Below are 21,256 nucleotides of genomic sequence, written 5' to 3'. Positions count from 1 at the left end.
TGGTCTCTCAGCCGCGTGCCGCGGCGGTGCGGTACTCCTCCAGGAACTCGGCGATCCCGGCGATGGCGACCTCCAGGTCCTCCACGCTGGGCAGGGTGACGAGTCGGAAGTGGTTGTCATCGATCCAGTTGAACGCCCGCCCGTGGGAGACCAGGATCTTCTGCTGCCGCAGCAGCTCGATGACGAACTGCTCGTCGTCGCTGATCGGGTACATCTCCGGGTCCAGGCGCGGGAACAGATACAGGGCGCCGTCCGCCTGCTCCACAGTGACCCCGGGGATCTCCGCCAGCAGCCGGTGCGCCGTGGTGCGCTGCTCGTAGAGCCGCCCGCCCGGGGCGATGAGATCCTCGATGGACTGGTGACCACCCAGGGCGGCCTGGATCGCATGCTGGGCCGGCACATTGGCGCACATGCGCATGTTCATCAGCAGGGTCAGGCCCTCCAGATAGTTCTTCGCCCGGTGCGTGGGCCCGGAGACGAAGATCCATCCGGACCGGAATCCCGCCACCCGCCAGGTCTTCGACAGCCCAGAGAACGTGATGGTGAAGACGTCGTCGGCCAGCGTGCAGACGTTGACCATCTCCGCGTCGTCGAAGGTGATGTTCTCGTAGATCTCATCGGCCAGCAGGATGAGGTTGTGCCTGCGGGCGATGTCCACCATCGCCTCCAGGACATGGCGGGGGTACACCGCCCCGGTGGGGTTGTTTGGATTGATGATCACCAGGGCCTTGGTGCGGTCGGTGACCTTCGACTCGATCTCCTCCGGGTCCGGCCACCAGTGGTTCTGCTCGTCACAGACGTAGTGCACGGCCCGGCCCCCGGCGAGGGTGGTCGCACCGGTCCACAGCGGGTAGTCCGGAGCGGGGATCAGCACCTCGTCCCCGGGCCCCAGCATCGCCTGCAGCACCATGGTGATCAGCTCGGAGACCCCGTTGCCCAGGTAGATGTCATCCGGGTCGGTGTCGGTCATGCCGCGGGACTGGTAGTACTGGGCCACCGCGATGCGCGCCGAATAGATCCCCTGCGAGTCCGAGTAGCCCTGGGCGTTCGCCAGGTTGTTGATCATGGTCATCCGGATCGAGTCCGGCGCCTCGAAGCCGAACGGGGCCGGATTGCCGATGTTCAGCCGGGTGATCCTGTGCCCCTCGCGCTCCAGCCGGGCCGCCTCCTGGGCGATCGGGCCGCGGACGTCGTAACGGACGTCCCGAAGCTTGGGCGACTGGGTGAAATCCTCGAACTCCTGCATCCCCCCATCTTGCCTCACTGCGGGGCGGCCCGGCGCAGATGACACCCGCAGGGCCGCTCATCGGCATCCACCGAGGCTCAGCCCCAGTCCTCCGGCTCGGCGATGAGGTTCTCCTCCACCAGCCAGTACTCGGCGGCGTCCTGCGGCTCCAGCCCGTCGTCACCGTCGATGAGCTGCCGCAGGGTCACCATCGCCTCATCGTCCAGCCGGGAGGCGATCTGGTCCACCACATCAGGCATCTCCTCGGATATCCCGGCCTGGACCACCGGGACATGCTGCTCCTCTCCGAACGCCTGTTCCGCGTCCTGCAGGACGATCAGCGCATGCTCCCGGATGCCCGGATGGGAGTCGGTGATGATGGCCGCGTCGATCTCGGCAGTGATCACCTGACGCAGCAGCTCTCCCTCCGTACCGGTGAGCACCTCCTCCGGCTCACAGTCATAGAGCTCCTCCAACAGCGGCTCCGGATCCGGAAGGTCCTGCCGGATGCCGATGCGCAGCTCATCACAGACGGCGGCGAAGGCCGGATCGTCCGCCTCTGCGCTGAGGTCGATCTCATGCTGCTCCGCCGTCACCGTGGTGATGACCATGGCGTTGGAGAGCACGGCGGTCGCCGGCTCCAGCAGCTCGGTGCCCGGTGCTTGGGCCTCCAGCTGGGACTCGACGACGCTCAGCAGCTCCTCCGCGGACGGTCCCGGCTCCACCTCCTCAGCCGTGTCGTCCTCCGCCTGCAGCTGCTCGGCCAGCGGCAGCGTACGCGCCAGGACCATGTCGTAGCCCGGGTCCTGCTCCTCGGCCATCGCCAGGACGAGCTCGCCGACCTCGGCGTCGCGGGGCTCCACCACCGCAGGGGTCTCCCGGGAGTTCAGCGCCAGCGAATAGATGTGCGCCACCGTCCGGTCCAGTCCGTGGTCCGGGACCGCGATGGTCCACGCACGTTCGGCCGCCTCCCCCGTAGGCTCCTGGGCAGGCGGCGGCCCCGAGCAGGCCGAGACGACGAGGAGCACCGGAAGAAGCGCCGGAAGAAGCACCGGAAGCAGGGCCGGAGGCAGGGCTGAGCGACGGCCGGGCGGAGAGGTCATGGCTGCCATTCTAGGGGCGGACCGCCCGCCCGCAGCGCGCAGCAGGAGGCACCGTGGCCGCACACGCGCGACGGCGTCCGTGCACGTCACGCGCCCTGAACGCTTAGGCTGGAGGTGATGACACGTGATCCTGCCGATGTCGAGGTGGAGCTCAGCGGTGCGGCGCCGCTGATCACCCGTCTGCAGTCCCTGCTCCACGGACCGCAGGCCGATGAGCCGCGTGCCGAGACCGCGCGCGGCTGGCTGGACCTGGCCTACGAGGCCGCCTACGGCGAACGGTATTCAGCCGCCGCTGCCGCCGCACAGGCGGGCCTGTCCGCCGCCGGCGGGCAGGACCCGGAGAACCGGCTGATGCTGCTGCGGATCCTCGCCGGCGTCCACGAGATGCGCGGCGACACGGAAGCCTCCACTCCCTACGTGACCCAGCGTGTCGCCCTGCTCCGGGAGCTGGGGCGCACGCGCCAGGCCCGTATCGAAGAGGAGCTGGGCCCGATGCTGCTGCGAGAACCCGATCACGTGGAGGGCGAGATCCTGGCCCGTGTGGCCGAGCAGCTGCGCGACGAGGATGCGACCGCTGGCCGACCCAGCCTGGAGCTGGCCGATGTGCTCTCCTCCCAGGCGGTCCGGGTGCTGCATGACGAGGGCCCCGAGGCCGCTCTGCCGGTGGTCGAGGAGGCCGTCGACATCCTCATCCGCCTGGATCGCCCCGAGGCGCTGGCCGGGGCCCGTATGTTCCTGGCCCACACGTTGCTGCTCACCGGCGAGTCCGCCCGGGCCCTGCACGTGGCCGAAGAGGTCATGGCCGCGCCGGCGAACCGTGCGGTCCGCGGAGCGATGGCGATGCTGCGGGCCACCATCCACCACCATGACGACCGGCCCGAGGAGGCGATCGCCGACGCGATGACCTCCACCGAGCTCTACGCGGCCTGCGGAGTGCGCAAGGGTGCGGCCTCCGCGGCGGCCCTGCTGGCCAGCCTGACCTCCGCCGCCGACCAGGACGAGACCTCCGTGCTGGCGTGGCGGGTCGCCGTCCAGCAGGCCGAGCTCGGTGAGTTCCCCGAATCGCGGATGCTCACCCTCGCCCTGGGCCAGCAGCTGCTCGAGCTCGAGCGGTTCGAGGAGGCAGAGAAGGTCCTCGACGCCCTCTCCGTACGGCTGACGGGATCCTCCGAGGACGCGTCCGTGCGCGCGCGGGCGCTCATGGGTCTCGGCCACGCGGTCACCCAGCAGAAGCGCCCCCTGGAGGCCATGGCGCACTGGGAGGAGGCCGCCGCCCTCTTCCGCTCGGTGGACGAGATCGAAGAGTCGGCGCGGGCCCACCTCGCCGCCGGTTCCCTGGCGGCCTCTCTGGAGCGCCTCGACGCCGCAGAGTCGCACCACCGCAAGGCCCTCGAACTGGCCCGGACCTCCCAGGAGGACGACCCTGCGGTGCTCGTCCAGGCGCTGCATTCGCTGGGCCATCTGCTGACCCGCACCGAGGACCCCTCCGGGGTGGCGCATCTGCAGGAGGCCCTCGACGTCGCCCAGGAGCACGGCACCGACTGGCAGGTCGCCGACATCACCGACTCCCTGGCGCGCGGCTATGTGGCCCTCGGCGACGGCGCCGCCGCCGTCGCCCGCGCCCTCGACGCCGCGGACCTGTTCCTCGCCGCCGGGGACGATCGGTCCGCCGGCGGGGCGGAGATCTTCGCCGGGAAGGTCCTGCTGGAGATGGGCCGCGCGGACGAGGCCGAGGCGATCCTGCGCATGGCCGTGGGCGACCGGCAGTCCGAGCATGATCTGGTCGCCGAGGCTCTGGAAGGGCGCATCGACGCGCTCATGCGGCAGGGCAAACCCGAGGAGGCCGCCGAGCTGCGGCGGGAGCTCACGCGCCTCAAGCGCCGGATGAAGCCGTGAGACAGCTGACCGTCCGCACGCGGGCGCTGCTGATCATGGTGTTCCTCACCGTGCTCACCCTCGTGCTCGCCGGCACGGCCGCCTACCTGCTCCAGCGCGTCGAGACCTACCGGACCATGGACGACTCCCTGGCCCGGACCGTCACCGAGTTCATCCAGCTCGGCGAGGACGGCAACGACCCCGAGACCGGAGAGCCGTGGCGCACCGCGGACCGGCTCATCTACGTGGGCATGCAGCGCACGCTGCTGGCCGAGAACGAGTCCATGGTCGCGATGCGAGAAGGGAACGTACGCCAGACCCCCAACGCACAGCAGCCGGTGCGGCTGGAGAACGACCCTCAGTTCCTGGACTGGGTCCTGGCGCAGGATCCCATCACCGAGCGGCGCATCCAGACCGTGACCACCGATGTCTCCACCTACCGCGCCGTGGCCGTGCCGGTGCAGATGGCCGAGGACGACTCGCACACCCTGTTCGTGCTGGCCGTCGACGTCGAGGCAGGGATGACGGCCCTGAACCGGACGTTCCTGACCTACGCCGGAGTCGGCCTGGGCGCGGTGGCGATCACCGGAGTCGTCGGCTGGCTGATGGTCGGGCGCCTGCTCGAGCCGATCCGGCGGCTGCGCCAGACCGCCCGCTCCATCACCGAGACCGACATCTCGCGGCGCATCGACGTCCACTCCCGGGACGACCTCGGCGAGCTCACCGTCACCGTGAACGAGATGCTGGACCGGCTCGAGACCGCCGTGACCTCCCAACGCCAGCTGCTCGACGACGTCGGCCATGAGCTGCGCACCCCGCTGACCATCGTGCGGGGCCACCTCGAGCTGGTGGACGCCCACGACCCCGACGACGTCGTCGCCACCCGTGACCTCAGCCTGGATGAGCTGGACCGCATGAGTCGGCTCGTGGAAGACCTGGTCACGCTGGCAAAGTCCGCACAGGTGGACTTCCTCGCCCCGGCCGCCACCGATGTGGACCTGCTCACCGACCAGGTCTTCGACAAGGCGGCCCTGCTGGGTGACCGCAGGTGGCGGCAGGACGGCACGGCCCGGGCCGTCGTGCCCCTCGACGCCCAGCGCATCACCCAGGCGTGGCTGCAGCTGGCGCACAACGCCGTGAAGTTCTCCGAGCCCGGTTCCGAGATCGCGGTGGGCTCCGCGCTGCGCGGCGGCGCCCTGCGCCTGTGGGTGCAGGACTCCGGAGCCGGGATCAGCCCCGAGGACCAGGAGGCGATCTTCTCCCGCTTCGCCCGCGGGACGAACTCCTCCCGCACGGAGGGCTCCGGGCTGGGGCTGACCATCGTGGACAGCATCGCCCAGGGCCACGGCGGGTGGGTGGACGTCATGTCCTCCCCGGGTCATGGATCCACCTTCACCATCGTGCTGCCGATCCAGAGTCTCGAGATGCTCCAGACCGCCCGCCCGACCGCCCCGACCAGCCTGACCAGTCTGACCAACCCAGGAGGGACCCGATGAGCAGGATCCTCGTCGTCGAGGACGAAGAACGGATCAGCGCATTCGTCGCCAAAGGACTCCGAGCCGCCGGCTTCGAGCCGCACATCGCCCGCACGGGGACGGAGGCGATCGTGGCGCTGGCCAACGCCCACTTCGACCTGGTGATCCTGGACCTCGGGCTGCCCCAGATGGACGGCTTCGAGGTGCTGCAGAAGGTCCGCTCCACCGGCAACGCGGTGCCGGTGATCATCCTCACCGCCCGGTCCTCCGTGGAGGACACCGTCCAGGGGCTGTCCTCGGGTGCCCAGGACTACATGGCCAAGCCGTTCCGGGTGGAGGAGCTCGTGGCCCGGGTCCGGCTGCGCCTGCGGCCCGACCCGCAGGCGCCCAGCGGCCCCGAGGAGGTCACCGAGCTGGAGCACGCCGGACTCCGTCTGGACCTGCCCAGCCGGCAGGCCAGCGTGGACGGCCGGGCCGTGGAGCTCTCCGCCCGGGAGTTCACCCTGGCAGAGGTGCTGCTGGAACATCCGCGGCAGGTCCTCTCACGGGACCAGCTGCTGGACATGGTCTGGGAGTCCAGCTCGGAGACCAGCTCGAACGTCGTCGACGTCTACATCCGGTACCTGCGCGCCAAGCTGGGTGCCGAGCGGATCGTCACGGTGCGGGGCGCCGGATATCGTCTGGCCACTGCGGAAGAGCTGGCCCGGCGCTGACGAAGCCCAGCAGCGCCTCCGCACAGGTGAGCCGATGCTCGGCCTGCGCCTCCCAACCATCCCGCCGCGAGTCCCGGGCGCCAGCCACCAGGGACAGCGCCACCGAAGCCGCCCGCAGGCGCAGCGCCTGGGGATCCACCGCCTGGGCGAAGACCCGGGCGAACCGGTCCAGGGCGGCCGGGGCGTGGACGTACCGCGAGTCCACCGCCGGCAGGACCGCGACGTGCCCCAGGAAGCAGGCCAGGTCGTCCACCCGGTGCCCCGGCCCCAGGGAGTCCACGTCCAGCAGGCAGGAGATCGTCTCCTCCTGCATCAGGACGTTCGCCTCGTAGAAGTCACCGTGGGTGGGCACCACAGGGCCGCGCTGAGTGAGCGGCAGCCCCTCCATGATGGCCCGCTCCAGCCGACGGATCCGATCGGCACAGTGCGGCAGCGCCGACACGGCCGCGGAGGCATAGGCAGGAAGGCGGTCCGTCCAGGCGTCGCGCGCCGGCAGAGTCATCACCGCCGCCGGCATCGCATCGAGCAGCTGGACGAATCGGGACGGGTCGACGGCCGCGCCGCCGTCGGCGAGCAGCTGCTCCGCCAGCGACTCCCCCGCTCCCTCCTGCAGCGCGACGACGTCGCCCACCGGCTCACGGACCGGCCGCGGCGCAGGGATGCCGGCGTCAAGAAGCATCCGGTGGCGGGCATCGAGGTCGCGCGCCCGTCCGGCTCGCAGCACCTTCAGGTACAGGCGCGTGCCGTCGTCGAAGTCCGCGGCGATGACCGCCCGGCGCAGCGGCCGGTAGCTGATCGTCTCCAGGGCGACGAGCCGTCGCCCGGCTCCCCAGTGCTCCACCACGGAGGCCGGGTCGGTGGCCAGGCGCAGACCGGGAAGGCAGGGGTCCAACGGATGCTGCCAGATCGCCAGTCGGCCGTAGGGACTGTGCGAGTGGACGATGCCGTCGGCGTCGGCCGGCACGGACTCGGTCGTCATCCCCACATAAAGCTCGTCCACGTGGTCCGAGGTCTCCGTGTACACCCCGGAGGGCCAGTGCCGGGGCACCACCGGGCGGGCGGTGGCCACACGGTAGATGCCGGTCACCCCGGCGCCGGGACGGTGCTGGAGGGACTCCAGGTGGATGGAGGTGGCGTAGACCCCCGTGTGCTGGACGGCCACCGAGATCGGCGAGTGGGCGTCATAGGACTCCATGAAGGCCAGCTGCTTGGCCTCCAGCTGCGCCGTGCTGGGCGAAGGGGCGGCCCGAGGGGCCTGCGGCGGTAGGTCGACGGCCATGGAGTGGTCGCGGCTCAGGCGCGTCGGCGCTTGAGCACCGCGTCGAGGTCGAGGGACTGCTGGACCGCCGTCTGGGGGCGGGTCGGCGTCGGCGGAGCGACGGCCGGGCTCGAGGCCGTCCGGCCGATCTTCACCTCACCGGAGGGCTTCGGCTCCGACGGGGTGAGCGGCTCCGGAAGGGGCCGTTCGGCCTTCTCCGCCTCCAGGTACTTCGGAAGCGGCAGCTCCCGGGGCTCCCACGGCTCGGCCGGCGAGGAGGCGGCTGCCGCGGGTGCGGCGGGCTCCTCATCAGCGGGGAACGTCTCAGCCAGGTCCACCGGCAGGCCGTCGTCGTCGACCTCCTGCAGCGACCGCGGACCGCCCACGCCGCGCTCATCAGAGGTCAGGGCGTCGAACGGCGCCGTGCGGCCGGTCTGCTCCGGCACCGCCGCCGCCGTGTTCGGCACGGTGGGACGGCGCAGCCCCGCGGCGTCGACGTCTGGGTTCATCGCCTCCTGCAGGGCGGCGTCGAGACGCCGCCGCCGGCGACGACGACGGCGCGTCACGGCCATGGTGCGCAGCGTGGCCAGGCTGGCCAGCACCACGGCGGCGCAGAGCAGCGGGGTGACGACGGTCAGTGAAGTGACGGCGGCCAGGACACCGGTGACGACGGCGGCCAGCAGCGCGATCAGCCCGATCACCGTCACCAGGGTCCTGCCCCAGTGGATGGTGAGTCGGCCCGACGCCGCGGCCGCGGGCGCTCCGGTCCTCGATGCGGCGCTGGCTCCGCCGCGTGGAGTGGTCGCAGACATGCTTGCCCTTCTTCGGGAGGTCTCCGAGGGTCGGCTCGGGAGGCGCTGGGCCCGGATGATCAGCGCCGCCAGGAAGAGCCCGGCGATCAGGGCGAACAGCACCGACGAGTGGATGGGCAGGCTGGGGATCACGTTGATGATCGCCATGTCGAGGCGACCGATGCCCAGCGTCACCGTGAGTCCACCTGCCCTTCGTCGGCACCATCGCGTCCTGCACACCGGGGGTTACGCAGATCATGAGGTACGGCACCAGCGTAGCCGATCCGCGGCCCGGTTCCGGCGATCTGCGGCCGGCGACGCGAGGCGTGTCACATCAGCCGCCTCAGCAGCCCGTCACCGATCTCCTCCGAGGTCAGCGCGAAGCTGTGATGGTCCCGCCACTCCCCCGCGATGTGCAGGAACCGCTCACGCAGTCCCTCCTGCCGGAAGCCGAGCTTCTCCACCACGCGCAGGCTCGCGGCGTTCTCCGGCCGGATGCTGATCTCCACCCGATGCAGACCCCGGGAGATGAACAGGTGGTCACACGCCAGCGCGACGGCGGCGGTCATCAGGCCACGCCCGGCGTGCCCCTGATCCATCCAGTAGCCGATCGAGGTGCTGCGCGCAGACCCTCCGATGATGGGGCCCACGGTGACCTGGCCGATGAGACGCTCGGCGGCGTCCTCAGAGTCGGCGACGACATCGCCCTGTTCCGCGGGGCGGAACCACAGCAGCCAGGGCAGGTGGCTGCCGGCCCGGGCCTGGCGGGCCATGGTGCGGGCCATCTCCCGGAATCCGGCCGGGGTCACCTCCGTGACAGGATACTCGGGGGTGGTGGCGTCCCAGGGGGCGAGCCAGTCACGGTTGGCGGCCCGCAGCGCCAGATAGCGGTGCTCGTCCCGCATCGTCAGCGGGCGAAGTCGGATCTCCCCCGCCGGGACGGCGGCTCTGAGAGTGGTCGGCCAGTCCATGGCTGTGCGTCTGCGTGCCATCGTCGGCGAGCCCCTCAGTCCCGAGAGAGCGCGAAGCTCAACGTGTCCAGCCCCAGCATGCCCAGCTGGAGGACCTCAGTGTGGAAGGCTCGCAGGTCGAAGGCGGCCCCGTCGACGGCCTCACGCCGAGCCCGCTGCTGTTCGATGATGCGCTGACCCACCTTGTAGGAGGGCGCCTGTCCGGGCCAGCCGAGGTACCGGACGAACTCGAAGTCCAGCTGAGCCTCGGAGATCGGCAGGTGCTCCCGGAGGAAGGCGCGCCCCGCCTCCGGGGTCCAGGTTCCGCCGCCGTGTTCCCGAGGCGCCGGCATTCTGCAGTGGACCCCGATGTCGAACACCACGCGGGCGGCCCGCATACGCTGCATGTCCAGCATGCCCATCTGGTCGCCGAGATCGTCGAGGTGCCCGAGCTCGGCCATCAGCGTCTCCGCGTACAGCGCCCATCCCTCGGCGTATCCGGAGACGAAGCAGCCGTGGCGCCGCCAGGAGTTCAGTCGGTCCTTCACCAGGGTGGCGGTGGCGATCTGCAGGTGATGGCCCGGCACGCCTTCATGGTAGACCGTGGTGGTCTCGGCCCAGGTGGTGAACCGGGTGTCCGACGGCGGCACCGACCACCACATCCGGCCCGGCCGGGTGAAGTCGTCGCTGGGGCCCGTGTAGTACACCCCTCCGTCCTGGGTGGGCGCGATGCGGCACTCCAGGACGTCCATGGGTGCGGGGATGTCGAAGTGGGTGTCCTTCAGCGCGGCGACGGCGTCGTCGGAGAGGCGCTGCATCCACGCCTGCAGGGCCTCGGTGCCGTGCAGCTGCCGGGCGGGGTCCTCGTCCAGGATCCGTTTGGCCTCCGCGATGTCGGCGCCGGGGCGGATCCTCTCCGCCACCTGCTGCTGAGCCTCGACGATCCTGGCCAGCTCCTCGAGCCCCCACCGGTAGGTCTCCTCGAGGTCCAGCACGGTCCCGGTGAACACCTGGGAGGCCAGCCGGTAGTGGTCCGGACCCACCGCGTCCTCCTCGGGAGCATCGGGCAGCAGATCGTCGGAGAGCCGCTCCGCGAGCCGCTGGTAGCCTGCGGCGGCCGCGGCGACGGCCTCGGCGACCTCGTCGACCGTGCTCTCCTGGACTCCGGCTCTCCGAGCGGCGTCGACGAAGGTGCTCAGGGCGCCCTCGGACCGCGCATAGTCCCGGCACTGCTCGGCCACGGCGACGACCTGTCGACGGGCCGGGACCTGACCGAGGCTGCGCGAGTGGCGCAGGGACTCCCAGTACCCGTCCAGCGCACCGGGCAGGTTGCGCAGCCGCCCGGCGATCTGGGCGAAGTCCTCTGCGGTGTCCTGGGGCATCAGCTCCAGGACCATGCGCACGTCCTGAGGCGCGGAGGCGAGGTTGTTCAGCTCGGTGCGACCGGTCTCGTGCAGGGCGACCTCCAGGCCCAGCCGTTCACGCATCGCGTGCAGCGTCACCGCGTCGGTGTGGTCTTCCGGGATGAGCCCGTCCAGCCCGGCCAGTGCCCGACGGTGCTCCGCGACGACCTCCTCCCGTCCCGCCGGGGACAGGTCGGAGTACTCGGTCTCGACGCCGCGTCGACCCAGGACCGTGGCCTGTTCGGGGCTGAGCGCGAGCAGCCGCTCGAAGTGCTCCTCGGCGTGGGCGTCGACGGCGGTGGGTGTGCGTGAGGTCATATCCGCATGCTATCGCGCGCTGATCAGGCGAGGCGCGGGCAGCGGACCCGTCGGGCCGGGTGCTACAGGTGCACGTGCAGGCGGCGGGCCGCCTCCGCCAGGGAGCCCGACAGCGACGGGTACACGGTGAAGGTGGCGGCGACGTCGTCGACGTGGATCTTCTGCGTGACCGCCAGAGCCAGCGGGAAGATCAGCTCGGAGGCGCGCGGGGCGACCACGACGGCGCCGATCACCGTGCCCGAACCCTTGCGGGAGAAGATCTTGACGAAGCCGTCCTTGACGTTGGTCATCTTGGCCCGCGGGTTGGTGGCCAGGTCCAGCTTCACGACGTCAGCCTGATACTTCCCGGAGTCCACCTGCTCCTGGGTCACCCCCACAGTGGCGATCTCCGGAGAGGTGAACACGTTGGAGGCCACCTGGTGCAGCTTCAGGGGCTTCACGGCGTCGCCCTGCATGTGGGAGATCGCCACCCGGCCCTGCATGGCGGCCACGGAGGCCAGCGGCATGACCCCGGTGCAGTCGCCCGCGGCATAGACGTTGTTCGCGGTGGTGCGGGAGACGCTGTCCACCAGGATGTGCCCAGACTCGGCGGTCTCCACCCCGCACTCGGCCAGTCCGATGTCCTCGGTGTTGGGGATCCCGCCCACGGCCATCAGGCAGTGGGAGCCCTCGAGCACGCTGCCGTCGGTCAGGGTGACGCGGACTCCCTCGGCGGTACGCTCCACCGCCTCGGCACGGGACTGGGAGGCGACCTGCACGCCGACCCGGGCGAAGGAGTTCTCCAGCACGCGGGCCGCGTCGGCGTCCTCACCGGGCAGCACGCGGTCCCGCGAGGAGACCAGGGTGACCCCGGCCCCGAGGCGCCGGTAGGCGGAGGCGAACTCGGCACCGGTCACGCCTGAGCCGACCACGATCATGTGCTCGGGCACCTCGGTGAGGTTGTAGGCCTGGGTCCAGTTCAGGATCCGCTCGCCGTCGGGCTGCGCGCTGGGCAGCTCCCGCGGGTGCGCCCCGGTGGCGACCAGGACGGCGTCGGCCTCCACCAGCTGCGTCTCCCCGCCGGCAGTGGTGACCTCGAGGTGATGCGGCGGCACCAGTCGACCGCGGCCCCTGATGACCGTGACCCCGATGGCCTCCAGGGAGGCCTGGATGTCCCGGGACTGGTCATGGGCGAGCTTGAGCAGACGTTCGTTGACCTTGGAGATGTCGGCCCAGGCCTCGGTCTCATAGGCGTCGCTGCTGTGGTCTCCGAAGCGGACGCCGAAGGCGGTGGAGGCGTTGACCCGACGCATCGCATCGGCGGTGGCGATCAGCGTCTTGGACGGCACCACATCGGTGAGGACCGCCGAGCCGCCGAGCCCCTTGTCCTCCACCACGGTGACCTGGGCCCCGGCGTCGGCGGCGACGAGCGCGGCCTCATATCCGCCCGGGCCGCCGCCCAGGATCGCAACACGGTCAGGGGCGAAGTGCGTGCGGAAGTCAGGTGAAGTCACGGGGACCATTGTGCCGACTCGTCGGGGGTTTTCATAGCTGGCCGCGGGACCGCCCAGGTAGATTGGTGTCGATGAGCGAGAACATGCAGCACGTGGCCCATGAGCCCGACCTGACCCCCACCAACGACCCGACCGCCCCGGCGAACAAGCTCGCCGAACAGGCGGCGTCTGTCCTGCTCGAACGCGCCGGCGTCGACGCCTTCGACCTCGCCTGCACCCTGGGCTCCGGATGGGGCGAGGCCGCCGAGCAGCTCGGCGAGCAGATCGCCGAGATCAGCGCCGACGACGTCCCCGGCTTCCACGTCTCCGGAGTCTCCGGCCACACCGGCACCCTGAAGGTCTTCCGCACGCCCGCCGGCGCCACGATCCTGGTGGTGGGCGCCCGCACCCACTACTACGAAGGGCGCGGCGTGGACGCTGTGGCCCACGGAGTGCGCACCGCGGCAGCGGCCGGGGCGCGGACCATGGTGCTGACCAACGGCTGCGGCGGACTCGACCCGGACTGGGCGCCCGGGACTCCCGTGCTCATCAAGGACCACATCAACCTCACGGCGACCTCCCCGCTGCGCGGGGCGCACTTCGTGGACATGACGGACCTGTACTCCCCACGGATCCGGCAGATCGCCCGGCAGATCGACCCTGCGCTGCCCGAGGGCGTCTACGCGCAGTTCCCGGGCCCGCACTACGAGACCCCCGCCGAGGTCCAGCACGCCCGGATCATCGGCGCCGACCTGGTGGGCATGTCCACCGCGCTGGAAGCGATCGCGGCACGGGCCGCCGGCATGGAGGTCTTCGGGATCTCCCTGGTCACCAACCTGGCCGCCGGCATCTCCGACGAGCCGCTGAGTCACCAGGAGGTCCTCGACGCCGGACGCGAAGCCGCCCCGCGCATCGCCTCGCTGCTGGCGAAGATCATCGCCGGATCCCTGGAGGACTGAGGAGGGCTGGATCTCCCGTCGTGCTCGCCGCCGCGCCCGGATAAGCTGGACCCACCCGCTGGACACCAGGGTGAGCCCACGACCGAGGAGCTGAGACGAGTGCCGGAGACCACGAACGTCACTGTCAAGGACGAGCTGCGCAGCACCGTCCGCCGCTGGATCCAGCTGGATCCGGACCCCGCCACCCGCGGAGAGCTCAGCTCCCTGCTGACCCGGGCCGAGGGCTCCGACACCGAGGCGGCCGACCAGCTGGCCCGACTCTTCGCCGGTCGGCTGGCGTTCGGCACCGCCGGGCTGCGCGCCGAACTCGGCCCGGGCCCGCTGCGCATGAACCGGCTGGTGGTCCGGCAGACCGCCGCAGGGCTGCTGCGGCACGCCGAGGAGAAGCTGGCCGAGGCGGACGGCGACGCCGCCGGCGCGCGGCGGATCGTGATCGGCTACGACGCCCGCCACCAGTCCGACGAGTTCGCCGCAGAGACCGCCCAGATCTTCGCGGCGGCCGGCTGGGAGGTCCACGCCTTCGACCGACCGGGCCCCACTCCCCTGCTGGCTCGTCAGGTGTTGGTCCGGGACGCCTCGGTGGGTGTGATGGTGACCGCCAGCCACAACCCTCCCCGAGACAACGGCTACAAGGTCTATCTGGGCGGCGTGCTGTCCCGCCTGCTGGAGCCTCACGGCCGCGGTGCCGGAGCGCAGATCACCGCCCCGGTGGACACGCAGATCGCGGCGACCATCGCCGCCGTGGTGGCCGAGGAGTTCGCCGGCGACCTGGAGGTCCGGCCGGCGGCGGCCCCGCAGATGCCCGAGGGCACGCTGCCCATCGACGACGACGCCCGCGCCGCCTACCGGGAGGAGGCTCTGGAGCTCCTGGATCCGGCGGAGTTCCCGCACCGGGACCTGACAGTCGTCTACACCGCCATGCACGGCGTGGGCGGAGAGATGGTCACCGAGCTGCTCGGCAAGGGCGGCTTCGCCCGCGTGGTCCCGGTGGCCGAGCAGTTCGACCCCGACCCCGACTTCCCCACCGCGGACTTCCCCAATCCGGAGGAGCCCGGCGCCCTGGACCTGGCCCTGCAGGCCGCCGCCGAGCACGACGCCGACCTGGTGCTCGCCAACGACCCTGACGCCGACCGGCTCTCCGCCGCCGTCGTCGACCCCGCCACGGGCCGGTGGCGGCAGCTCTCCGGCGACGAGATGGGGGCGCTGTTCGGCGCCCATCTGCTGCGCCGGGGTCCGCTGCGGGGCGCCGCGGACGGCGCGGCGCCGGTGATGGCCAACTCGATCGTCTCCTCCCGGCTGCTGGAGCGGCTCTGCGAGGTTCGCGGCGTCGGCCATTCGGCCACCCTGACCGGATTCAAGTGGCTGGCCCGGGTGGAGCACATGAGTTTCGGATACGAAGAGGCCATCGGCTTCAACGTCGATCCGACGCATGTCAAGGACAAGGACGGCGTCTCGGCGGCGCTGATCTTCGCGGAGCTGGTCGCCGATCTCAAGGCCCGCGGCAGCTCGGCCGTCGACGCCCTGGACGAGATCGCCGCCGAGGCCGGGGTGTTCGTCACCGACCAGGTGACCATCCGGGTGGACGACCTCAGCCAGCTGGGCGAGGTCACTGCGGGGCTGCGGGCGGAGCCGCCGGCCGAGATCGCCGGGGCCGCCGTCGTCGAGGCCCTGGACCTGACCCGGGACCCGCTGCCCGGCGGTGTCCTCGACGAGGCCACCGTGACCGACGCCCTGATCTACCTGACCGCGCAGGGCGATCGCGTGATCGTGCGGCCCTCCGGGACCGAGCCCAAGGTCAAGTGCTATCTGGAGGCCGTGGCCGACACTCCCGGCGTCGACTCCTCCACCGAGGCCATCGCGGAGGCACGGCAGCGTGCCGCTGCGCGGCTGGGCGAGCTCCGTGAGAGCATGGAGCGGCTTCTCGGCTGACCGCCGCAGACGGCATCCACCATCCCTCGGCCGACCCGCCGAGACACGACCTCAGCGACACCCGCGCAGGAGAGACCCATGAGCACCACGCCCGACGGCGCCCCTGTCCCCGCCCCCCGCGACATGGCCGGCCTGATCGACCACACCGTGCTGAAGCCGGAGACCGACGAGTCCACGGTGCGCCGTGTGGCCGCCGAGGCTCGCGAGCACGGCTTCGCTTCGGTGTGCGTGAACCCGCGCTGGGTGCCGCTGGTCGTGGAGCTGCTGGACGACAGCCCGGTGAGGACCTGCACCGTGGTCGGCTTCCCGCTCGGCGCCACGACGACGGCGGCGAAGGTCGCCGAGACCCAGGAGGCGACGGCCTCCGGCGCCGAAGAGATCGACATGGTGGTCGACATGGCCGCGGCGAACGCCGGTGACGCCGAAGCGGTCGAGTCCCAGATCCGGGCGATCGCCGAGGCGGCGCACGCCGGGGGCGCCACCCTGAAGGTCATCCTCGAGACCGCCCTGCTCAGCGAGTCCGCCAAGGAGCTCGTGTGCCGGGCTGCTGAGGCCGCGGGCGCGGACTTCGTGAAGACGTCCACGGGCTTCGCCGGCGGCGGGGCCACGGCGGAGGACATCGCCCTGATGCACCGGCTCGTGGGAGGCCGCCTGGGCATCAAGGCCTCCGGCGGTGTGCGCACCTACGAGGACGCCGTCGCGATGGTCTCAGCGGGGGCAACACGCATCGGCGCGAGCTCCTCTCTTGATATCGTGGGAGCAGACGACACGACGTCCGCAGCCGGCGCCGACGCCAGCTACTGAGCAGCGGACATCGACCACTGGCCGCCCAGCGGGGCCATGAAGACTTCCTCAGGGGGAACCACCACATGATCAGCAACGGCAAGGTCAAGGCCTACTCCGGCCAGGGCAACCTCGTCGGCAATCTCATCGCCTTCCTCTTCGTGTTCGGCCTCCTGGTCGGCTCAGTGGTGGCCATCGGCTTCTGGAGCCTGGAGAACGCCTGGATCCCGGGGCTGTCCTTCATGGCCCTGTGGACCCTGGCCTTCTTCGTGGCCAAGGAGGTCATCGGACGGTCGGACTCGCTGGAGCACCAGGACCTGCACGGTGAGCACGGCGATGCCGTCGAGCCGAAGGCCCACTGACCGCTCTGCCCCGCGCTGAGAGACCGCTGAGACCCTGACGGCACACCCCACGGCACCCGCCCGCTCCGATCGCGCCTCCGGACGCAACATCGGAGTGGATCTGCTGCGGGTCATCTCCGTGGCCGCCGTCGTCATCGGACACGCCTATCCGGGCATGCCCGGCGAGGAATATCTGCAGATCTGGCGCATGCCGCTGTTCTTCTTCCTGGCCGGGTTCTTCTTCTCCACCTCCCGGACCTTCTCCGGTGAGGTCGCCGTGCGCTGGCGGACCCTGGCCACCCCGTACCTCACCTGGTTCCTGATCCTGCTCGGTGCGGTGTGGGCCATGGAGCACACGCCGTGGCCGTTCGGGGAGTACGTGATCTCCGGGGCGCTGGCCGGCGGCGCCTCCACAGACATGCCGTTCCTGGCGTTCTGGTTCATCTCCGTGATGTTCTTCGCCGCCCTGCTGCTGCGCCTCCTGGTGACCCTGCCCTGGTGGGTGGGCGTCGTCGTCGCACTGGTGGGCCTCACCCTGGCGGAGATCCCGGAGTCCCGGATGGCCTATACCCTGCTGGGCATCGGACTGGTGCCGGCGTGCACCACCTACATGCTGGCCGGCTACTGGTTCCGCCGCCATTTCTGGAGGATCCCCCGCGCCGTGCCGGTAGGGGTGCTCTGCCTGATCGTCGGGTTCGGCGGCGTCGTGCTGGGCGCGGAGACCATGAACATGAAATGGTCCGGCTTCGGCACGTACCTGCTCTCGCCGATGCTGGCGATCCTGATCTGCTGCGGGATGGTGCTGATCTTCTCCACGCGGGTGGACGCAGTGCTGCGCCGCCTCCCCTCTGCGGTGACCGTGATCTCCGAGCTGGTGCGCACCGGAACCCTGGTGGTCTTCGCGCACGCACTCGTCCTCTACCTGGCGCTGCGCTGGCTCGGCATCGAGGAGCCCCTCACCCGCACAGCGCTGGCGCTGGCCCTGTGCTGGGCCCTGGGGGTGCTGGTCAACCGGACGCCGCTGTCGCCGTACCTGACCGGACTGCCGGCGCGAAGATCGCCTCGAACACCTGCTCCAGCCAGCTCAGCAGCGCCTCGTCGGTGAGGTCCTGGCCACCCACCCGGGCGGTGGTGGGCCGCGGGAGGAGCACCGCTGAGAGCGACGACTTGATCTGAGACCCCGGGTACAGGCGTTCCAGGCGCATCTGACGAGACTCGGGCAGCTCCTCCACCGGGGCGAAGCGGATGAACTTCCCCTGCACCCCGATGTCGGAGATCCCGGCGGCCCGGGCGCGGTTCCGCAGGCGGGCCACCTCCACCAGGTTCTGCACTGCCTGGGGCAGCTCCCCGTAGCGGTCCTGCCATTCGGTGACCACCTCGGTGATCTTCTCCTCGGTGTCCGCGGCCGCCATCTTCCGGTAGCCCTCCAGCCGCAGCCGCTCCCCCGGGACGTACTCCTCCGGGAGGTGGGCGTTGATGGGCAGCTCGATCTTGACCTCGGTGATCTTCTCTTCGGCGTCGCCGCGGTAGTCGGCCACCGCCTCCCCCACCAGGCGCAGGTACAGGTCGAAGCCGACCCCGGCGATGTGTCCGGACTGCTCGCCGCCGAGCAGGTTCCCGGCCCCGCGGATCTCCAGGTCCTTCATGGCCAGCTGCAGCCCGGCGCCGAGCTCGTTGTTCGCCGCCACGGCCTTCAGCCGCTCCAGGGCGACCTCTCCCAGCGGCTTCTCCGCAGGGTAGAGGAAGTAGGCATAGGCGCGCTCCCGGGAGCGGCCCACCCGGCCGCGCAGCTGGTGCAGCTGGGAGAGCCCGTAGGTGGAGGCGCGGTCCACGATGAGCGTGTTCGCGTTGGAGATGTCCAGGCCGGTCTCGATGATCGTGGTGGAGACCAGCACGTCGAAGCGCTTCTCCCAGAAGTCCTGGATGATCTGCTCCAGGCGGGACTCGCTCATCTGGCCGTGGGCCACTTCCACGCGAGCCTCCGGCACCAGCTCGCGCACCTTCGCCGCAGTCGCCTCGATGGAGGAGACGCGGTTGTGCACGAAGAACACCTGCCCTTCGCGCATGAGCTCACGGCGGACGGCCGCCGAGACCTGCTTGTCCGTGAACGGCCCCACATAGGTGAGCACCGGGTGCCGCTCCTCCGGCGGGGTGGCCAGGGTGGAGGTCTCCCGGATCCCGGCCATGGACATCTCCAGGGTGCGGGGGATCGGGGTCGCGGACATCGCCAGCACGTCCACATTGGTGCGCAGCTTCTTCAGCGCCTCCTTGTGCTCGACGCCGAAGCGCTGCTCCTCGTCGATGATGACCAGCCCCAGGTCCTTGAACTGGACCTCCTTGGAGAGCAGACGATGGGTGCCGATGACGACGTCGACGTCGCCTGCGGCGATCCCGGCGATGATCTCCCGGGACTCCTTGGCCGTCTGGAAGCGAGAGAGCGCCTTCACCGTGACGGGGAAGCCGGCGAACCGTTCGGTGAAGGTCTCCTGGTGCTGGGAGCTCAGCAGCGTGGTGGGGACCAGCACGGCCACCTGCTTGCCGTCCTGGACGGCCTTGAACGCCGCCCGGACCGCGATCTCTGTCTTGCCGTAGCCGACGTCGCCGGAGATCAGCCGGTCCATGGGAACCTCTCGCTCCATGTCCCGCTTGACCTCCTCCATGGTGGTCAGCTGGTCGGGGGTCTCCGGGTGCGGGAAGGCGTCCTCCAGCTCCCCCTGCCAGGGGGTGTCCGGGCCGAAGGCGTGGCCCCGGGAGGCCATGCGCGCCGCATAGAGTCGGATGAGCTCGCCGGCGATCTCCTTGACCGCGCGCTTGGCCTTCTTCTTGGTCTGAGCCCAGTCGCTGCCGCCCATCTTGGACAGGCTCGGGGCGTCCCCTCCCACATACTGGGACACCTGGTCCAGCTGGTCGGTGGGCACCATGAGGCGGTCCTTGGGGCCTCCACGCTTGGAGGGGGCGTACTCCAGGACCAGGTACTCGCGGATCCCGGCGGTGCCGGCCTTCACCGCCTGCGGAGAGCCCACACGCCGCTGGACCAGCTCCACGAACTGGCCGATGCCGTGCTGCTCGTGGACCACGTAGTCGCCCTGCTTCAGGGCCAGCGGGTCCACCGCGTGACGACGACGACGGGCCGGCATGCGCCGCGAACCGGTGGATCCCGAACGCATGGAGCGTCCCAGCATCTCGGACTCGGTCAGCAGCGCCAGCTGCAGCGGGTCCACGGCGAAGCCCTGCGAGACCTCCGCAGTGGTGACGGTGATCCTCCCCGGGGAGGGGGCCTCCTCGAGGCTCTCCACCAGCTCGGCGGGGACCTCATGCTCGGCCAGCAGCTCGGCCACCCGCTGGGCCGAGCCGTGCCCGGCGGTGGTGACCACCACGGACCAGTGGTCCCGGGCCCGCTCGGCCAGGAACTGCATGACATCCTCCACGCTGCCGCGATACCCGATGGGCTCACGGGAGTCGAGGGAGACGATGTCGGCGTCCTGCTCGAGCTCCTCGTCCAGCCCCAAGGAGGTGATCGACCACCATCCGGCGCCGTGCTGCAGGGAGGCCTCCCGGGTCTCGCCCAACGTGGCGAAGGAGCCGGCGGCCAGGCCCTCCTGCTCGGCGGCGGTGATGTCCAGCGGCGCGGCGCCGCCGTCGGGGGCTGCGGCCCAGGCCGCGGCGAGGAACTCCTCATTGGTGGCGGCCAGGTCCTGGGCGCGGCCGCGGGTGCGCTCCGGCTCCACCACTACGGTCAGTGATCCGGTCGGCAGCTGGCTGACCAGGGGGACCATACGGTCCACGAGCACCGGGGCCAGGGACTCCATGCCTTCGGGCGCCAGGCCGTCAGCGATCTTGGTCAGCAGGTCCTGGGCGTGCGGCATCTGCGGCAGCAGCTCCTTGGCCCGGGCCCTGACGTCCTCGGTGATCAGCAGCTCCCGGCAGGGGGCGGCGTCCACGGCGCTGGGATGCTCGTCCTCCTCCAGCGAGCGCTGATCGGCCACGGAGAACCGGCGCATCTGGTCGATCTCGTCGCCGAAGAACTCCACGCGCACGGGATGGGGCTCGGTCGGCGGGAAGACGTCGAGGATTCCACCGCGCACCGCGAACTCGCCGCGACGGGTGACCATGTCCACCCGGGTGTAGGCGGCGTCGGCCAGGCCGGCGACGACGTCGTCGAAGTCATGCTCCTGTCCGACCTCCAGCCGCACCGGGGCCAGATCGCCGAGGCCGTCCACCAGCGGCTGGACGACGGCGCGCACCGGCGCCACGACGACGTCGAGCCGACCGGCCTGCTGCGGGTGGGCGAGCCGCCGGAGCACGGCGAGCCGTCGGCCGACGGTGTCCGAGCGTGGGGACAGCCGTTCGTGGGGCAGGGTCTCCCAGGACGGGAAGTGGGCGACCTCGATCCCCGGGGCGTAGCTGCGCAGCGAGGTGGCCAGGTCGTCGGCCTCTCGATCCGTGGCGGTCACCGCCAGCAGCACCCCGGTGTCCTCCGCGCCGCGCAGTCGGGCGGCGATCTCCGCGACCAGAGCCGGCCGCAGACCGGTGGTGGCGGCGATCTGCAGCTCGTCGGTCCGTTCGGCCGCCGGGTGCGAGGCCGCGGCGGAGACCCGCCCATAGGAGGAGGAAGCCGCCAGTGCCGTGCGCAGACCGGACAGTGCCATGGAGTGGAACGC

16 protein-coding genes are annotated in these 21,256 nt (G+C 70.9%); 8 read left to right on the top strand and 8 right to left on the bottom strand.

All coding sequences use genetic code 11. The annotated features are described in order from the left end of the window. Positions 1 to 7 precede the first annotated feature (7 nt). Both SD455_RS07205 and SD455_RS07200 read right to left on the bottom strand, forming a co-directional pair. On the bottom strand, positions 8 to 1,246 hold the full coding sequence (locus SD455_RS07205) for a pyridoxal phosphate-dependent aminotransferase (RefSeq protein WP_070159819.1): 1,239 nt from the start codon (positions 1,244 to 1,246) through the stop codon (positions 8 to 10). 77 nt (positions 1,247 to 1,323) lie between these two features. Continuing rightward, entirely contained in the window at positions 1,324 to 2,328 is a 1,005-nt protein-coding gene (locus SD455_RS07200; protein WP_445507656.1) for a glycine betaine ABC transporter substrate-binding protein, read from the bottom strand. 117 nt (positions 2,329 to 2,445) lie between these two features. On the opposite strand from SD455_RS07200, the gene SD455_RS07195 reads away from it, so the two are divergent. The 3 genes from SD455_RS07195 to SD455_RS07185 are packed head-to-tail and all read left to right on the top strand — an operon-like array spanning position 2,446 to position 6,391. Continuing rightward, the gene (locus tag SD455_RS07195; RefSeq protein ID WP_070159816.1) at positions 2,446 to 4,224 is read left to right on the top strand and encodes a tetratricopeptide repeat protein; all 1,779 of its coding nucleotides are present in this window, start codon (positions 2,446 to 2,448) and stop codon (positions 4,222 to 4,224) included. Then, entirely contained in the window at positions 4,221 to 5,699 is a 1,479-nt protein-coding gene (locus tag SD455_RS07190; protein ID WP_445507655.1) for an ATP-binding protein, read from the top strand. Before SD455_RS07195 ends, SD455_RS07190 begins: the two co-directional genes overlap by 4 nt. Then, a complete protein-coding gene (locus SD455_RS07185) occupies positions 5,696 to 6,391 on the top strand; it encodes a response regulator transcription factor (protein WP_311025926.1) in 696 nt (231 codons plus the stop codon). The genes SD455_RS07190 and SD455_RS07185 overlap by 4 nt, the downstream gene beginning before the upstream one ends. Here the strand turns inward: SD455_RS07185 and SD455_RS07180 are convergent. The 5 genes from SD455_RS07180 to SD455_RS07160 all read right to left on the bottom strand — a co-directional run bounded on the left by SD455_RS07180 (position 6,333) and on the right by SD455_RS07160 (position 12,613). Then, positions 6,333 to 7,670, bottom strand: coding sequence for a hypothetical protein (locus tag SD455_RS07180; RefSeq protein ID WP_085437533.1), 1,338 nt, complete (start codon positions 7,668 to 7,670; stop codon positions 6,333 to 6,335). The genes SD455_RS07185 and SD455_RS07180 overlap by 59 nt on opposite strands. A gap of 14 nt (positions 7,671 to 7,684) precedes the next feature. After that, positions 7,685 to 8,635, bottom strand: coding sequence for a hypothetical protein (locus SD455_RS07175; RefSeq protein ID WP_311025927.1), 951 nt, complete (start codon positions 8,633 to 8,635; stop codon positions 7,685 to 7,687). 134 nt (positions 8,636 to 8,769) lie between these two features. Then, on the bottom strand, positions 8,770 to 9,432 hold the full coding sequence (locus SD455_RS07170) for a GNAT family N-acetyltransferase (protein WP_070159805.1): 663 nt from the start codon (positions 9,430 to 9,432) through the stop codon (positions 8,770 to 8,772). A 14-nt stretch (positions 9,433 to 9,446) separates the two neighbouring features. After that, positions 9,447 to 11,111: a DUF885 domain-containing protein gene (locus SD455_RS07165; protein ID WP_445507654.1), complete on the bottom strand. Its 1,665-nt coding sequence runs from the start codon at positions 11,109 to 11,111 to the stop codon at positions 9,447 to 9,449. Between the two features lie 62 nt (positions 11,112 to 11,173). Further along, positions 11,174 to 12,613 carry an NAD(P)H-quinone dehydrogenase gene (locus SD455_RS07160; protein WP_070159801.1) on the bottom strand — a complete coding sequence of 480 codons (1,440 nt, stop codon included), beginning with the start codon at positions 12,611 to 12,613 and terminating at the stop codon, positions 11,174 to 11,176. A gap of 62 nt (positions 12,614 to 12,675) precedes the next feature. On the opposite strand from SD455_RS07160, the gene SD455_RS07155 reads away from it, so the two are divergent. From SD455_RS07155 to SD455_RS07135, 5 genes are all read left to right on the top strand, one after another. Then, entirely contained in the window at positions 12,676 to 13,542 is an 867-nt protein-coding gene (locus SD455_RS07155; protein WP_445507653.1) for a purine-nucleoside phosphorylase, read from the top strand. Between the two features lie 99 nt (positions 13,543 to 13,641). Beyond that, on the top strand, positions 13,642 to 15,471 hold the full coding sequence (locus SD455_RS07150) for a phospho-sugar mutase (protein ID WP_445507652.1): 1,830 nt from the start codon (positions 13,642 to 13,644) through the stop codon (positions 15,469 to 15,471). 78 nt (positions 15,472 to 15,549) lie between these two features. After that, positions 15,550 to 16,275, top strand: coding sequence for a deoxyribose-phosphate aldolase (deoC, locus tag SD455_RS07145; protein ID WP_070161529.1), 726 nt, complete (start codon positions 15,550 to 15,552; stop codon positions 16,273 to 16,275). Between the two features lie 65 nt (positions 16,276 to 16,340). Next, positions 16,341 to 16,616 (top strand): hypothetical protein, encoded by a 276-nt coding sequence (locus SD455_RS07140; protein WP_070161531.1) that lies wholly within the window; start codon positions 16,341 to 16,343, stop codon positions 16,614 to 16,616. 94 nt (positions 16,617 to 16,710) lie between these two features. Further along, on the top strand, positions 16,711 to 17,700 hold the full coding sequence (locus SD455_RS07135) for an acyltransferase family protein (protein ID WP_445507651.1): 990 nt from the start codon (positions 16,711 to 16,713) through the stop codon (positions 17,698 to 17,700). Here the strand turns inward: SD455_RS07135 and mfd are convergent. Continuing rightward, the gene (gene mfd / locus SD455_RS07130; protein WP_445507650.1) at positions 17,603 to 21,244 is read right to left on the bottom strand and encodes a transcription-repair coupling factor; all 3,642 of its coding nucleotides are present in this window, start codon (positions 21,242 to 21,244) and stop codon (positions 17,603 to 17,605) included. The genes SD455_RS07135 and mfd overlap by 98 nt on opposite strands. Positions 21,245 to 21,256: the final 12 nt, after the last annotated feature.

This window comes from Nesterenkonia sp. K-15-9-6, assembly GCF_052656005.1.
Note: the sequence above shows the minus strand (reverse complement) of the source record. Positions and strands in the feature narration are given on the sequence as shown.